13 protein-coding genes and 1 tRNA gene are annotated in these 14,880 nt (G+C 52.1%); 8 read left to right on the top strand and 6 right to left on the bottom strand.

The genetic code is table 11. The annotated features are described in order from the left end of the window. Positions 1-7: 7 nt before the first annotated feature. A complete protein-coding gene (locus EHN13_RS01455; protein ID WP_124020767.1) occupies positions 8-1,273 on the bottom strand; it encodes a DNA cytosine methyltransferase in 1,266 nt (421 codons plus the stop codon). Between the two features lie 177 nt (positions 1,274-1,450). On the opposite strand from EHN13_RS01455, the gene EHN13_RS01460 reads away from it, so the two are divergent. Next, on the top strand, positions 1,451-2,236 hold the full coding sequence (locus tag EHN13_RS01460) for a TdeIII family type II restriction endonuclease (RefSeq protein WP_124020768.1): 786 nt from the start codon (positions 1,451-1,453) through the stop codon (positions 2,234-2,236). A gap of 491 nt (positions 2,237-2,727) precedes the next feature. Here EHN13_RS01460 and EHN13_RS01465 read toward each other — a convergent pair. Continuing rightward, a tRNA-Leu gene (locus tag EHN13_RS01465) sits at positions 2,728-2,812 on the bottom strand. A 220-nt stretch (positions 2,813-3,032) separates the two neighbouring features. Between EHN13_RS01465 and ahr the strand changes: the two genes are divergently transcribed. Beyond that, positions 3,033-4,052, top strand: coding sequence for an NADPH-dependent aldehyde reductase Ahr (gene ahr / locus EHN13_RS01470; protein WP_003839634.1), 1,020 nt, complete (start codon positions 3,033-3,035; stop codon positions 4,050-4,052). Positions 4,053-4,082: 30 nt separating this feature from the next. Here the strand turns inward: ahr and idnK are convergent, their stop codons facing one another. Further along, complete coding sequence (idnK, locus tag EHN13_RS01475; protein WP_048212820.1) at positions 4,083-4,604, bottom strand: gluconokinase; 522 nt, start codon at positions 4,602-4,604, stop codon at positions 4,083-4,085. A gap of 217 nt (positions 4,605-4,821) precedes the next feature. On the opposite strand from idnK, the gene idnD reads away from it, so the two are divergent. The 5 genes from idnD to EHN13_RS01500 all read left to right on the top strand — a co-directional run bounded on the left by idnD (position 4,822) and on the right by EHN13_RS01500 (position 10,717). Beyond that, positions 4,822-5,865 carry an L-idonate 5-dehydrogenase gene (gene idnD / locus EHN13_RS01480; RefSeq protein ID WP_101743090.1) on the top strand — a complete coding sequence of 348 codons (1,044 nt, stop codon included), beginning with the start codon at positions 4,822-4,824 and terminating at the stop codon, positions 5,863-5,865. A gap of 11 nt (positions 5,866-5,876) precedes the next feature. After that, positions 5,877-6,641, top strand: a complete 765-nt coding sequence (gene idnO / locus EHN13_RS01485; RefSeq protein WP_048212822.1) for a gluconate 5-dehydrogenase — start codon at positions 5,877-5,879, stop codon at positions 6,639-6,641. A gap of 123 nt (positions 6,642-6,764) precedes the next feature. Continuing rightward, positions 6,765-8,084: a gnt-II system L-idonate transporter gene (idnT, locus tag EHN13_RS01490; RefSeq protein WP_124020769.1), complete on the top strand. Its 1,320-nt coding sequence runs from the start codon at positions 6,765-6,767 to the stop codon at positions 8,082-8,084. Between the two features lie 52 nt (positions 8,085-8,136). Further along, positions 8,137-9,135 (top strand): DNA-binding transcriptional regulator IdnR, encoded by a 999-nt coding sequence (gene idnR, locus EHN13_RS01495; protein WP_048212823.1) that lies wholly within the window; start codon positions 8,137-8,139, stop codon positions 9,133-9,135. A gap of 79 nt (positions 9,136-9,214) precedes the next feature. Continuing rightward, positions 9,215-10,717 carry a helicase HerA-like C-terminal domain-containing protein gene (locus EHN13_RS01500; protein ID WP_048213481.1) on the top strand — a complete coding sequence of 501 codons (1,503 nt, stop codon included), beginning with the start codon at positions 9,215-9,217 and terminating at the stop codon, positions 10,715-10,717. Between the two features lie 106 nt (positions 10,718-10,823). Here EHN13_RS01500 and lptG read toward each other — a convergent pair whose 3' ends face one another. From lptG to EHN13_RS24180, 3 genes are all read right to left on the bottom strand, one after another. Further along, complete coding sequence (lptG, locus tag EHN13_RS01505; protein ID WP_048212824.1) at positions 10,824-11,906, bottom strand: LPS export ABC transporter permease LptG; 1,083 nt, start codon at positions 11,904-11,906, stop codon at positions 10,824-10,826. Next, positions 11,906-13,006, bottom strand: coding sequence for an LPS export ABC transporter permease LptF (lptF, locus tag EHN13_RS01510; RefSeq protein ID WP_048212825.1), 1,101 nt, complete (start codon positions 13,004-13,006; stop codon positions 11,906-11,908). The genes lptG and lptF overlap by 1 nt, the downstream gene beginning before the upstream one ends. A gap of 62 nt (positions 13,007-13,068) precedes the next feature. Continuing rightward, positions 13,069-13,119 carry a hypothetical protein gene (locus EHN13_RS24180; protein ID WP_212723231.1) on the bottom strand — a complete coding sequence of 17 codons (51 nt, stop codon included), beginning with the start codon at positions 13,117-13,119 and terminating at the stop codon, positions 13,069-13,071. Positions 13,120-13,272: 153 nt separating this feature from the next. Between EHN13_RS24180 and pepA the strand changes: the two genes are divergently transcribed. Then, on the top strand, positions 13,273-14,784 hold the full coding sequence (gene pepA / locus EHN13_RS01520; protein WP_005134172.1) for a leucyl aminopeptidase: 1,512 nt from the start codon (positions 13,273-13,275) through the stop codon (positions 14,782-14,784). The last annotated feature ends 96 nt before the right edge of the window (positions 14,785-14,880 follow it).

Genomic DNA, 14,880 nt, shown 5'->3' on the forward strand with positions numbered 1-14,880 from the left:
TTTTTAATTAAATATTTTCTATATCATTCAGCAAGCGAACTAAAGAACGTCCTAAAGCAGCAGCCATGTTAACTGGTACGGCATTTCCAATTTGCTTATAGATAGAATTCATAGATCCTTTAAACTCCCAGTTATCGGGGAAAGTTTGTATTCTGGCATATTCTCTTACTTGCAATGGCCGAGTTTCTATAGGATGACATCTCTCTGTTTGTTTTTGAGCTGGAGATGTTGTAAGAGTTAAGCTCGGTTCATCTAAGGAAAGACGCCTAGCCATACCTGTCTTCCCTCCCCCTAAGAAGTAACTGCCCTGCATATATTCCCGTTGTAGCTCATCACTCAAATCTCGCCAATAGCCACCGGGAGGTACATGCTCCATTATTTTTTTTTTTTTTTTTGGGTATATTTGCCCTACTGATTCGGAGACATCATCCTTATACAACTCACCTGCATACAGAGCGTCTCTTAATGTCATGACTCTATGAAAATAGGATGGCCATTTAAATTCAACTTTTTCTGAAAGGTCTTTTCGTATGCCCACAAGTATCAATCTTTCTCTTTTTTGAGGAACTTTATAGAAGATTGCTTTTAATACTTTTGGTTCAATAAGTTCATAACCCAGCTCGCTAATAACGTCTTTTATGGCGCACAAGGTTCGACCTTGTTCATGAGTCAATAAACCTCGCACATTTTCAGCCATAAATACTTTCGGTTGAAGTTCTTTTATAGCGCGTGCAAATTCAAAGAAAAGAGTACCCCGAGTATCTTCGAATCCTAATTTTTTCCCCGCATACGAAAATGCCTGACAAGGAAATCCTCCCGTAAGGATATCAACTTTATTATTTATTTTAGTAAAATCAATCGTCGCGATATCACCTTCCACAACATTCCAATTAGGTCTGTTATGCCTTAATGTATTGCAAGCTGATTTATCTATCTCATTTAAGAATATTGAATTTAAGCCAGCCTGCTCTAAACCAATGGCCAATCCACCAGCGCCAGCAAAAAGTTCAACAAGATTATAATTGCGAAGTGGGCGAGTATTTAACTCATCATCCCACTGGCTTGTTAAAAGCAACTTTACATCTTCTAAATGCTGAACTTGCTTACGATGAATTAGCGTTCTTTTCGAATCCGGGCATATAACTGCCTCTACAACTCCTTTTCTTACCCAGCTTTCGAGTGTTTTCTTAGATTCTGATAATACGTCAGCTAAAACTTCCAAAGAAAAGTAATCATTTTGATTGAAGGAATCTATCAATTGGACATCACTCATAGGACGCTTCCATTATAAATTTAAAAGTACTGGTTTAGTATACAGTATGAGCCTTATCATGTGAAGTTCTTTGTATCATAACGTATCTATTTTATTGTTTTTTTTAGATTTTAACGTATAAATACATGAGATTACAAATCTTGATGCAAAAATAAAACTTTAACTTAAGGCATTACTATGACCACACAAGAAATTAAAGAATCTATGCACGAACAAATAAAAAACCTCGCACGGCGCATCATAAAAATAGATGATAGGGTCACACAAAAAAAGGCAGACATTGATGATGGTGATACAAATCTTTTTTTTAGAAACCTTTTTGGAGATGATTTAATCTTAATAACAAAAGTCATGCAGTCATTACAAACAAGTTTCGGGATGTCATTTTATGAGCAAGCGTGTAAAATTCTAGGAGAACATGTTGGTTATCAAGTAAAAACCCAATTTGTATTAGAGGGCAATATAACTCCCAGCGTATCCTCGTACCTTGAAAGAACTTTAAATAATTATCATTACATACCAAACAGAAGCCAAGAACAGGACGAGATAGATTCTATATCTGTATTCACATCTAGCCCTCTAAGATATCCAGATAGCATTGTTGATGTTTTTATAGAAAAACCAAATGGGGAAGAAATTTATATAGACATTACAACAGTAAAACCCAATAAAAAAGAATTTAGAACAATGAAACGTAAAACATTAGAATGGTACGCTTTAAGAAAAAGCACTAACCCCAACGCACAAGTCAAACCATTTATAGCAATACCATATAATCCAGAATCGCTTACAACTAATAACTACAGAAGACATGCTGGACAGTATGATCGCAGAGATTTACTTGTAGGAGATGAGCTATGGATGTTAGCTTCAAATAACCTTTTCGGTTTAAATGATATGAATAAAATTTTTCAAGAGCTAGGAGAAGAAACAAAACAAGTAGTAAAATCTGCATTCCAGTGATAAATTATCACTAATAAGCTGCGAGGCTCTTAGCCTCGCTCCTGGAACAAGTAATCCCACAATCAACATTCATAAAATAATGGAAAGCACATCCTTAAATTAATAAATTCTTCTTTAAAAAATTAAAATACAGGTCAATGTTTTTTAATATTTCGGCAAGATTATCAACTGGAAATAAATGCTATCCAATCCGATGGTATTACTGTAATTACGCGTGTCATCTAAACTACATAGAATTATTCAGTTTTGCATAATAAAACAGACTGATATTCCCTTTTCGCTTCGCATCCAGAGAATCAGCACACCACTGTATCATTAGCCTATGTTCGCCAAGATACCCAGCCTTATGGATGCAAACCACACGTACAGAGTTACGTTCCTGATGTCTGAATCAGGTTGACTTAGGTTGAGTGAAAAAGCGAGGAAAGCCTTGCGGATACTGGATTTCAGGCACAAAAAAAGACGTCCGTTGACGTCTATTGATGTTCCGATGGTGCCGAAGGCCGGACTCGAACCGGCACGTATTTCTACGGTTGATTTTGAATCAACTGCGTCTACCGATTTCGCCACTCCGGCACGGAAGGGATGCGGAAAACGTTGTGGATTATACCTGTCGTGCGCCACCATGCAAGCGCCAGCGTGTGTCTGGCCTGCTAAGTGTTGAAAATTTCAGCATTACCTTTCTTAGCTGCAACCCTCATCACAGTTTACCCGCTTCTTAATCCCCCCTTCTGCGAAGCGTCCCGTTTCCCCATGCTCTACACTTCCAGTTCAACACCACACTGAGGGAAACACGATGTCGATGATAAAAAGCTACGCCGCAAAAGCGGCGGGCAGCGAACTCGAACTCTATGAATATGATGCGGGCGAGCTCAAGCCGGAAGATGTCGAAGTCCAGGTCGATTACTGCGGTATCTGCCATTCCGATTTGTCGATGATCGACAACGAATGGGGATTCTCTCAGTATCCGCTGGTTGCCGGGCATGAAGTGATTGGTCGCGTGGCAGCGCTCGGCAGCGCGGCGCAGGATAAGGGTCTGAAGGTTGGTCAGCGCGTCGGTATTGGCTGGACGGCGCGCAGCTGCGGACATTGTGACGCCTGTATCAGCGGTAATCAGATTAACTGCCTGGAAGGGTCCGTTCCTACTATTCTCAATCGCGGCGGCTTTGCCGAGAAGCTGCGAGCCGACTGGCAGTGGGTGATCCCGCTACCGGAGAGCATTGATCTGGCGGCGGCTGGCCCCTTGCTGTGCGGCGGTATCACCGTGTTCAAACCGCTGCTGATGCACCATATCACCGCCACCAGCCGCGTCGGGGTGATCGGTATCGGCGGCCTGGGGCATATCGCCATTAAGCTGTTACACGCGATGGGCTGCGAAGTGACCGCATTCAGCTCCAATCCGGCGAAAGAGCAGGAAGTGCTGGCGATGGGGGCGGATAAGGTGGTCAACAGCCGCGATCCGGATGCGCTAAAAGCGCTGGCGGGCCAGTTCGATCTCATCATTAACACGGTTAACGTCGATCTCGACTGGCAGCCCTATTTTGAAGCGTTGGCTTACGGCGGAAACTTCCATACCGTCGGCGCGGTGCTGAAGCCGCTGCCGGTGCCGGCATTTACCTTAATTGCCGGAGATCGCAGCATCTCCGGTTCGGCGACCGGGACGCCATTCGAGCTGCGCAAGCTGATGAAGTTTGCCGGTCGCAGCAAGGTGTCGCCTACCACCGAGCTGTACCCGATGTCGCAAATTAACGAAGCAATCCAGCACGTGCGTGACGGCAAGGCCCGCTACCGCGTGGTGCTGAAAGCCGACTTCTGATGCCGGGCTCAGTCCCGCAAGGGACTGGGCTTATTGCCCGTTACGAAACGCGAGCACCGCCTGGCGGCACTGTTCCGTCACATGCTCAATGTCATGGTTCACGTCGATGCGGGCAATATCTTTCTCATCGTCCTGCGGGCACTCCAGCGCGTCGAACTGGCTTTTGAGTAATCCCACTGGCATAAAATGCCCTGCCCGACGCTGCATGCGCGCCAGAATAGTCTCGTAGTCGCCGTCCAGCCACAGAAAATGCACATTCGGGCTGCCCTGACGCAATATATCGCGGTACTGTTTTTTTAATGACGAGCAAACAATAAACCCGGTCTCGTTCTTTTTATATAAACTGTATGAGGCGTCATTTAATCGCGCTAGCCACGGCAGTCGGTCTTCATCGGTTAATGGAATACCGTCAGACATTTTATCAATATTTTTAGCGGGATGGAGATCGTCGCCATCAATGAATTTAGCCGATAACATTGCGGCAATTTTGCTGCCAATTAAAGATTTACCGCTTCCCGAAACGCCCATCAAAATATAACTTTCCCCGGCCATTGAAAAAACTCCAGATTCATATTCCATGGCGCGATACTACGCCTTCCACATTGCAGAATTCACCTTTTTTCGCCGCGACTGAGCAGATTTACAGGGCGCATCACGTTATGCGTAACATTGTAGTGTAACAATTTCTCAGCGTGATCTGCATCACAAATAATAACAATTAAAACCGTTTAAATGCTGCCGAGGTTACTACCTGACCAGTGAGGCATTTATGCAAGTCAAAACCCAATCCTGCGTTGTCGCGGGTAAGAAAACTGTTGCCATTACCGACCAAAATATAGAATGGAATAATAAAGGAACGCTGGTACAAATTACCCGCGGGGGAATTTGTGGTTCCGATTTACATTATTATCAGGAAGGCAAAGTTGGTAATTTTACCGTTAAAGCGCCGATGATTTTAGGCCATGAAGTTATTGGTAAAGTAGTGCACAGCGATTCAACAGAATTACATGAAGGTCAGTCGGTGGCAATTAATCCGTCGAAGCCCTGCGGTCACTGCAAATACTGTCTGCAGCATGAAGAAAACCAGTGTACGGAAATGCGTTTTTTTGGCAGCGCCATGTATTTTCCCCACGTCGACGGCGGCTTTACTCAGTTTAAAACCGTCGATACTGCGCAGTGCATCCCCTACCCTCAAGAGGCCGATGAAAAAGTCATGGCCTTTGCCGAACCGTTGGCGGTCGCGATCCACGCCGCGCATGAAGCGGGCGACCTGCAGGGCAAGCGCGTGTTTATCTCCGGCGTTGGGCCTATCGGCTGCCTCATCGTCAGCGCGGTAAAAACGCTCGGCGCGGCAGAAATCGTCTGTGCGGATATCAGCCCGCGCTCGCTCTCGCTGGCGCAACAGATGGGTGCCGATACGCTGATTAACCCGCAGCAGGACTCGCTCGACGCGTGGAAAAAAGAGAAAGGCTACTTCGACGTCAGCTTTGAAGTCTCTGGTCACCCGTCCTCAATCACCACCTGTCTGGAAGTGACCCGCGCGAAAGGCGTGATGGTGCAGGTCGGCATGGGCGGCGCGGTGCCGGACTTCCCGATGATGATGCTGATCGGCAAAGAGATCGCGCTCAAAGGTTCGTTCCGCTTTACCACCGAGTTCAACACCGCAGTGTCGTGGCTGGCGAATAACGTTATCGATCCGCTGCCGTTACTCAGCGCCGAATATCCGTTTACCGACCTCGAACAGGCGCTGATCTTCGCCGGGGATAAAACCCAGGCGGCGAAGGTCCAGCTCGTTTTCGAAGACATAAAATAAGGAATAGCATGATGAACGATCTTTTTTCACTGGACGGCAAAAATATTCTGATCACCGGTTCGGCCCAGGGTATTGGTTATTTACTGGCGACCGGGCTGGGTAAATATGGCGCGCAGATTATCGTCAATGACATTACGCCGGAGCGCGCGGAGGCCGCCGTCGCCAAACTGCAGCAGGAAGGGATCCGCGCCGTGGCCGCGCCGTTCAATGTTACGCATAAACAAGACATTGATGCCGCCATCGACCATATCGAAAAAGACATTGGCCAAATTGATGTGCTGGTGAATAACGCCGGTATCCAGCGTCGCCATCCGTTTACCGAGTTCCCGGAGCAGGACTGGAACGATGTGATTGCCGTGAACCAGACGGCGGTATTCCTGGTCTCCCAGGCGGTAACGCGTCGCATGGTGGAACGTCAGGCCGGGAAGGTCATCAACATCTGCTCCATGCAGAGCGAACTGGGCCGCGACACCATCACGCCGTATGCCGCCTCGAAAGGCGCGGTGAAAATGCTTACCCGCGGGATGTGTGTTGAGCTGGCACGCCACAATATCCAGGTCAACGGGATCGCGCCGGGCTACTTCAAAACCGAAATGACCAAAGCGCTGGTAGAGGATGAAGCCTTCACCTCCTGGCTGTGCAAACGTACGCCAGCCGCGCGCTGGGGCGATCCGCAGGAGCTGATCGGCGCGGCGGTATTCCTCTCTTCTAAAGCATCCGATTTTGTTAACGGGCACCTGTTGTTTGTCGATGGCGGCATGCTGGTCGCCGTCTGATACCACACAACGCAACATCACGCAGCGCCCAGGCGCTGCATTTTTGGCTCCCCCCTGAATAATTCGAGTTACAGCCAACACACCTGCAGCTTGAAGGATGACGGGGATATAAGAGAAACGATTATGCCATTAATAATAATTGCGGCAGGCGTCGCGCTGCTCCTGGTCCTGATGATTGGCTTTAAAGTTAACGGCTTTATTGCTCTGGTCCTGGTGGCGGCGGTCGTTGGTTTTGCCGAAGGGATGGATGCACAGGCCGTTCTGCACTCAATACAAAACGGGATCGGTGGCACGCTTGGCGGGCTGGCGATGATCCTCGGCTTCGGCGCAATGCTCGGCAAGCTGATTTCCGATACCGGCGCGGCTCAGCGCATCGCCACCACGCTGATTGGCACATTCGGTCAAAAGCGCGTGCAGTGGGCGCTGGTGATCACCGGTCTGGTGGTCGGTCTGGCAATGTTTTTTGAAGTCGGCTTTGTTCTGCTGCTGCCGCTGGTGTTTACGGTGGTGGCCTCGTCCGGCCTGCCGCTGCTGTATGTTGGCGTACCGATGGTCGCCGCGCTGTCCGTGACCCACTGTTTTCTGCCGCCGCATCCGGGGCCGACCGCGATTGCCACCATTTTTGAGGCCAATCTCGGCACCACCCTGCTGTACGGCTTTATTATTACTATCCCGACGGTGATTGTCGCCGGGCCGCTGTTTTCTAAGCTGCTGACCCGCTTTGAGAAAGCGCCGCCGGAAGGGTTATTCAACCCGCATCTGTTCACCGAAGAAGAGATGCCGTCGTTCTGGAACAGTATCTTTGCGGCGGTTATCCCGGTCATACTGATGGCGGTCGCCGCCGTGTGCGAAATTACGCTGCCAAAGACCAACAGCGTGCGGGTGTTCTTTGAGTTTATCGGTAACCCTGCGGTCGCGTTGTTTATTGCTATCGTGCTCGCCATTTTTACCCTTGGTCGACGTAACGGGCGTACGATCGAGCAAATTATGGATATCATTGGCGACTCTATCGGCGCAATCGCGATGATTGTGTTTATCATCGCCGGGGGCGGTGCGTTTAAGCAGGTTCTGGTCGACAGCGGCGTGGGGCAATATATCTCGCACCTGATGACCGGCACGTCGCTTTCTCCATTGCTGATGTGCTGGACGGTTGCCGCCTTGCTGCGCATCGCGCTTGGTTCAGCCACCGTCGCGGCGATCACCACCGCAGGCGTGGTGCTGCCGATTATCAACGTCACGCATGCCGATCCGGCGCTGATGGTGCTGGCTACCGGCGCGGGCAGCGTGATTGCCTCCCACGTTAACGATCCGGGATTTTGGCTGTTTAAAGGCTATTTTAATCTCAGCGTGGGGGAAACGTTGCGCACATGGACGGTAATGGAGACGCTGATTTCCATTATGGGTCTGCTGGGGGTTCTGGCGCTGAACGCCATCCTGCATTAAGCCGGTCATCACCGGGGAGCACAGGTCTGCGCTCCCCGGCACTGGAGAGAAAATGAGGAACCACAGAATTTCTTTGCAAGACATCGCCACGCTGGCGGGCGTGACCAAAATGACGGTGAGCCGCTACATTCGCTCGCCGAAAAAGGTCGCAAAGGAAACCGGTGAACGCATCGCGCAGATTATGGAGGAGATTAATTACATCCCCAACCGCGCGCCCGCGATGCTGCTGAACGCGCAAAGCTACACGCTCGGCGTGCTGATCCCCTCGTTTCAAAACCAGTTGTTCGCAGATATTCTGGCCGGTATTGAGTCAGTCACCTCGGACCATAACTATCAGACGCTGATCGCCAACTACAATTACGACCGGGAATCAGAGGAAGAGTCGGTGATTAACCTGCTGTCGTACAATATCGACGGCATTATTTTGTCCGAGAAATATCACACTCTGCGCACAGTTAAATTTCTGCGTTCAGCCAACATTCCGGTGGTCGAGCTGATGGATATTCAGGGCGATCGTCTGGACATGGAAGTAGGTTTCGATAACCGTCAGGCGGCGTTTGATATGGTCAGCACCATGCTGGATAAACGTCAGCGGCGCAAAATCCTCTATCTCGGTTCGAAAGACGACGTCCGCGATGAACAACGCTATCGCGGCTACTGCGATGCCATGACGCGTCGGGGTCTGGTGCCGCTGCGCGTCAATCCGCGCGCTATTTCGTCCATTCATCTTGGCACCCAGATGATGCGGGACGCGCTGGCTGCGCATCCGGATGTAGACGGCGTGTTTTGCACCAACGACGATATTGCGATGGGCGCGCTGCTGCTGTGCCGCGAGCGCGAGCTGGCCGTTCCGGAACAGATCTCAATTGCCGGTTTTCACGGGCTGGAAATGGGCAGGCAGATGATCCCAAGCCTCGCCAGCGTGATCACCCCGCGTTTTGACATTGGCCGCATGGCGGCGCAGATGTTGCTGAGCAAAATCAAGAACAACGACCATAACCACAACACCGTGGATCTTGGGTATCAGATTTATCACGGCAATACGCTTTAAGTCATTTTCTCTCGCCATCGCATACTCTCTTTGATGGACATTGCCTATACTCCAGGCAGGATAAATGGAGGAAATCTCAATGAGCGCACCCCTGCTAATTGCCCGCACGCCGGACACCGAACTGTTTTTACTGCCAGGCATGGCCAACCGTCACGGGCTGATTACCGGCGCGACCGGAACCGGTAAAACCGTCACGTTACAAAAGCTTGCCGAATCGCTGTCCGGGATTGGCGTACCGGTATTTATGGCCGATGTGAAAGGTGACTTAACCGGCGTAGCCGAGGAAGGCCAATCCTCTGAAAAGCTGCTCGCCCGCCTGAAAAACATCGGCATTACCGACTGGCAACCGCATGCCAATCCGGTCACGGTATGGGATATCTTTGGCGAAAAGGGTCACCCGGTGCGGGCCACGGTATCTGATCTCGGGCCGCTGCTGCTGGCTCGTCTGCTGAATCTCAACGACGTGCAGTCCGGCGTGCTGGATATTATCTTCCGTATTGCCGATGACCAGGGTCTGTTGCTGCTGGATTTCAAAGATCTGCGGGCCATTACGCAGTACATCGGCGATAACGCTAAATCGTTCCAGAACCAGTACGGCAACATCAGTAGCGCCTCGGTGGGCGCTATCCAGCGCGGACTGTTGTCACTGGAACAACAGGGCGCGGCGCACTTCTTTGGCGAACCGATGCTGGATATCAAAGACTGGATGCGAACCGACGCCAGCGGCAAAGGGATGATCAACATCCTCAGCGCCGAGAAGCTCTACCAGATGCCCAAACTGTACGCCGCCAGCCTGCTGTGGATGCTCTCCGAACTGTACGAACAGCTGCCGGAAGCAGGCGATCTGGAAAAACCAAAACTGGTGTTCTTCTTTGATGAAGCGCATCTGCTGTTCAACGACGCCCCGCAGGTGCTGCTGGATAAAATCGAACAGGTGATCCGCCTGATCCGCTCGAAAGGGGTCGGTGTGTGGTTCGTCTCGCAAAACCCGTCGGATATTCCGGACAACGTGCTTGGCCAGTTGGGTAACCGCGTGCAGCACGCCCTGCGCGCGTTCACGCCGAAAGATCAGAAAGCGGTGAAAAGCGCGGCGCAAACCATGCGCGCCAACCCGGCGTTTGATACCGAGAAAGCTATTCAGGAGCTGGGCACCGGCGAGGCGCTGGTGTCGTTCCTGGACGCCAAAGGCAGCCCGTCGGTGGTGGAGCGGGCAATGGTGATTGCGCCCTGCTCCCGCATGGGGCCGGTGACGGACGATGAGCGCAACGGGCTGATTAATCACTCTTCGCTGTACGGAAAATATGAGGAAGAGGTCGACCGCGAATCCGCCTATGAGCGTTTACAGCAAGGCGTGCAAGCCAGCACCGGGCAGCAAAATACGCCTCCCGCCAACGGTAAAGCGGTCGAGGTTGACGACGGTATTCTCGGTGGGTTGAAGGATATTTTGTTTGGCAGTACAGGACCGCGCGGCGGCAAGCGCGATGGCGTGGTACAGAGCGTGGCGAAAAGCGCGGCGCGACAGGTCACTAATCAGATAATCCGCGGCATGTTGGGGAGTTTGATGGGCGGGAGAAAACGCTAGTGTCCGTGTTACTGTGCCGGATGGCGGCGTAAACGCCTTATCCGGCCTACAGGTCCAGGGTAGGCCTGATAAGCGCAGCGCCATCAGGCACTGCGCTTTACTGTGATTACGACCTACGCAGCATCAGCCACAGACTAATCAGCAGGAAGCTGGCACTTGGCAGCAGCGCGCCGATAATCGGCGGAATGCCGTACACCAGCGTCAGCGGGCCAAAGATTTGGTCCAGCACATAGAACACAAAACCGAAGCTAATCCCCGTCACCACACGCACACCCATCGGCACGCTACGCAGCGGGCCGAAGATAAATGACAGCGCCATCAGCATCATGACCGCCACTGACAGCGGCTGGAACACTTTGCTCCACATATTGAGCTGGTAGCGTCCGGCGTCCTGGCCGCTCGACTTCAGGTACTTCACGTAATTATGCAGACCACTAATCGACAGCGCGTCAGGATCCAACGCCACGACGCCGAGCTTGTCGGGCGTAAGGTTGGTTTTCCAGGTGCCGCTCACCGTCTGCGAACCGGTGATTTGTTTCGGGTCGGTCAGGTTGGACTCATCCACCTGCGACAAACGCCAGACCTTCTGCTCCGGGTCAAACGTCGCGCTGGCGGCATAGCGAACGGACTGCAAACGACGCTTGTCGTTAAAGGCGTAAATGCTGATTCCGCCTAATTCGGCGTCCCCTTTCACTCGCTCGATGTAAACAAAGCTGTCGCCATCTTTCGCCCACAGTCCTTGCTGGGTAGAGAGCAGCGAGCCGCCGTACATCTGCTGCGCACGGTAGTTACGCGCCATCTGTTCACCCTGCGGCGCCACCCATTCCCCGATGGCCATCGTCAGCAGCACCAGCGGAATCGCGGTTTTCATCACCGACAACGCTACCTGCATACGGGTAAAGCCGGAAGCCTGCATCACCACCAGTTCACTGCGCTGGGCCAACATGCCCAGCCCTAACAACGCACCCAGCAGCGCCGCCATCGGGAAGAAGATCTGGATATCTTTCGGTGCGCTGAGCAGGGTATACAGCCCGGCGCCCATCGCATCGTAGCTCCCCTGCCCGGCTTTTTTCAGCTGGTCGACAAACTTGATGATCCCGGAGAGCGACACCAGCATGAACAACGTCATCATGATGGTGGTAAAAATGGTTTTACCGATATAGCGGTCAAGTACACCAAAGGGCTGCATTATACCGCTCCTTTACGCATAAAACGGGCACGCAAGCGGCGCATCGGCACCGTATCCCAGAGGTTAAGCACAATCGCCAGCGCCAGATAGGCCAGGTTTACCACCCACATCCAGAACACCGGATCCAGTTTACCTTTGCCACCGTTCGACTTCAGCGACGTCTGCACCAGGAAGAACAGCAAATAGAGCAGCATGGCTGGCAGCATGGACAGCACGCGACCCTGACGCGGGTTAACCACGCTCAGCGGGACAACCATCAGCGCCATCATAAATACGGTGAATACCAATGTGATACGCCAGTGCAGCTCCGCACGGGCCCGAGCGTTGTCGGTATTCCACAGTGTGCGCATATCCATCTGGTCGGTATCATTGGGATCCAGCGCCACGGCCTGATGGCCGATAATCGCCTGGTAGTCCTGGAAATCGGTAATGCGGAAATCGCGCAGCAGCGCGGTCCCTTCAAAACGCGTACCTTTGTTCAGCACCACGACCTGAGAGCCGTCACGCAACTGAGTCAGATGTCCGGAATCAGCCACAACCACCGAAGGACGGGCGTTACCTTTCGGGCGGATTTGCGCGAGGAACACATCTTTGAAGCTGCTACCATCAACACTTTCGATAAACAACACCGAACTGCCGTTCGTTGCCTGCTGGAATTGCCCTTGAGCAAGCGCCGCCATGCCGGGGTTCGCTTTTGCTTCCGCCAGCACTTCATCCTGATGCCGGGAGGACCACGGCCCGGCCCACATTACGTTGACTGCCGCAACGATACTGGTAAACAACGCCAGCACCATCGCCGCTTTTACCAGCACAGCCTTGCTCAGCCCGCAGGCGTGCATGACCGTAATTTCACTTTCGGTATACAGTTTGCCCAGCGTCATTAGCAGCCCAAGGAAGAGGCTTAAGGGCAAGATAAGTTGCGCCATTTCTGGCACGCCCAGCCCCAGCAGCGAGAGCACCAGATTCGCCGGGATATCACCGTCAACAGCCGCACCCAGGATCCTGACTAACTTTTGACAAAAGAAGATCAAAAGCAGGATGAATAGGATCGCAAGTTGGCTTTTGAGCGTTTCCCGAACCAGATATCTTATGATTATCACTTTAAATACGCCCGTAAAAACCCGTCTTTTGCCGGAATTTAGCTTGTTTCATGGCTTAAACGTCATTTATTCTCTTGAGTCGTCGAAATCGTCGCTAAGATCATTATACTCAACGGATCCACCTCTCAGAAATTGTTCTGACGTGCCAATGCCGTAATAACGTTAAGATTAACACGAAGTCACCGCAACAGCGGGTATGAGTTACGAAAGCTTGCAATTCTATCCGTAGCCACCGCTGTTGTCTTTAAGATTCAGGAGCGTAGTGCATGGAGTTCAGTGTAAAAAGCGGTAGCCCGGAGAAACAGCGGAGTGCGTGCATCGTCGTGGGTGTCTTTGAACCACGCCGCCTCTCTCCGATTGCAGAGCAGCTCGACAAGATCAGCGACGGGTACATCAGCGCACTGCTGCGTCGTGGCGAACTGGAAGGCAAACCGGGTCAAACCCTGTTGCTGCACCATGTTCCTAACGTTCTGTCTGAGCGAATTCTCCTCATTGGTTGTGGCAAAGAGCGTGAACTTGATGAGCGCCAGTACAAGCAGGTCATTCAGAAAACCATCAATACGCTGAATGATACTGGCTCAATGGAAGCCGTCTGCTTCCTGACTGAGCTGCACGTCAAAGGACGCAATAACTACTGGAAAGTGCGCCAGGCCGTTGAGACGGCCCAGGAAACGCTGTACAGCTTTGACCAGTTGAAGACCAACAAAAGCGAGCCGCGCCGCCCGCTGCGTAAAATGGTCTTCAACGTACCGACCCGCCGTGAGCTGACCAGCGGCGAGCGTGCTATCCAGCACGGCCTGGCCATTGCTGCCGGTATTAAAGCGGCGAAAGATCTCGGCAATATGCCGCCAAATATTTGTAACGCCGCCTATCTGGCTTCTCAGGCGCGTCAGCTGGCAGACAGCTACAGCAAAAATGTTGTGACCCGCGTGATCGGCGAGCAGCAGATGAAAGAGCTGGGTATGCACTCTTATCTCGCCGTCGGCCACGGCTCGCAGAACGAGTCACTGATGTCGGTCATCGAGTACAAAGGCAATCCGTCCGAAGACGCGCGTCCGATTGTGCTGGTCGGTAAAGGGTTAACCTTCGACTCCGGCGGTATCTCCATCAAACCAGCCGAAGGCATGGATGAGATGAAGTACGACATGTGCGGCGCGGCGGCAGTGTACGGCGTAATGCGCATGGTGGCCGAGCTTCAACTGCCCATCAACGTCGTCGGCGTACTGGCGGGCTGCGAAAACATGCCGGGTGGCCGCGCGTATCGCCCGGGCGATGTGCTGACCACCATGTCTGGTCAGACCGTTGAAGTGCTCAATACTGACGCCGAAGGCCGTCTGGTGCTGTGCGACGTGTTAACCTACGTCGAACGCTTTGAGCCGGAAGCGGTGATTGACGTTGCGACCCTGACCGGCGCGTGCGTGATTGCGCTGGGCCATCACATCACCGGCCTGATGTCGAACCACAACCCGCTGGCGCATGAGCTGATCGGCGCGTCCGAGCAGGCTGGCGATCGCGCATGGCGTCTGCCGCTGGGTGATGAGTTCCAGGAACAGCTGGAGTCCAACTTTGCGGATATGGCGAACATTGGCGGACGTCCTGGTGGAGCCATTACCGCAGGCTGCTTCCTGTCGCGCTTTACCCGTAAGTATAACTGGGCGCACCTGGACATCGCCGGCACCGCATGGCGTTCCGGGAAAGCCAAAGGCGCAACTGGTCGTCCGGTGGCGCTGCTGTCGCAGTTCCTGCTCAATCGTGCCGGTTTTAACGGCGAAGAGTAGTTTGCATGATTGCCGGATGGCGCTGCGCTTTTCCGGCCTACAAGATCGAGCAATAAGAATTCTATACCCTATGGATTTCGAGTTGCATCGCGGCGG

Origin of the sequence: Citrobacter youngae, from assembly GCF_003818115.1 — a bacterium.
GTDB lineage: Bacteria > Pseudomonadota > Gammaproteobacteria > Enterobacterales > Enterobacteriaceae > Citrobacter > Citrobacter youngae.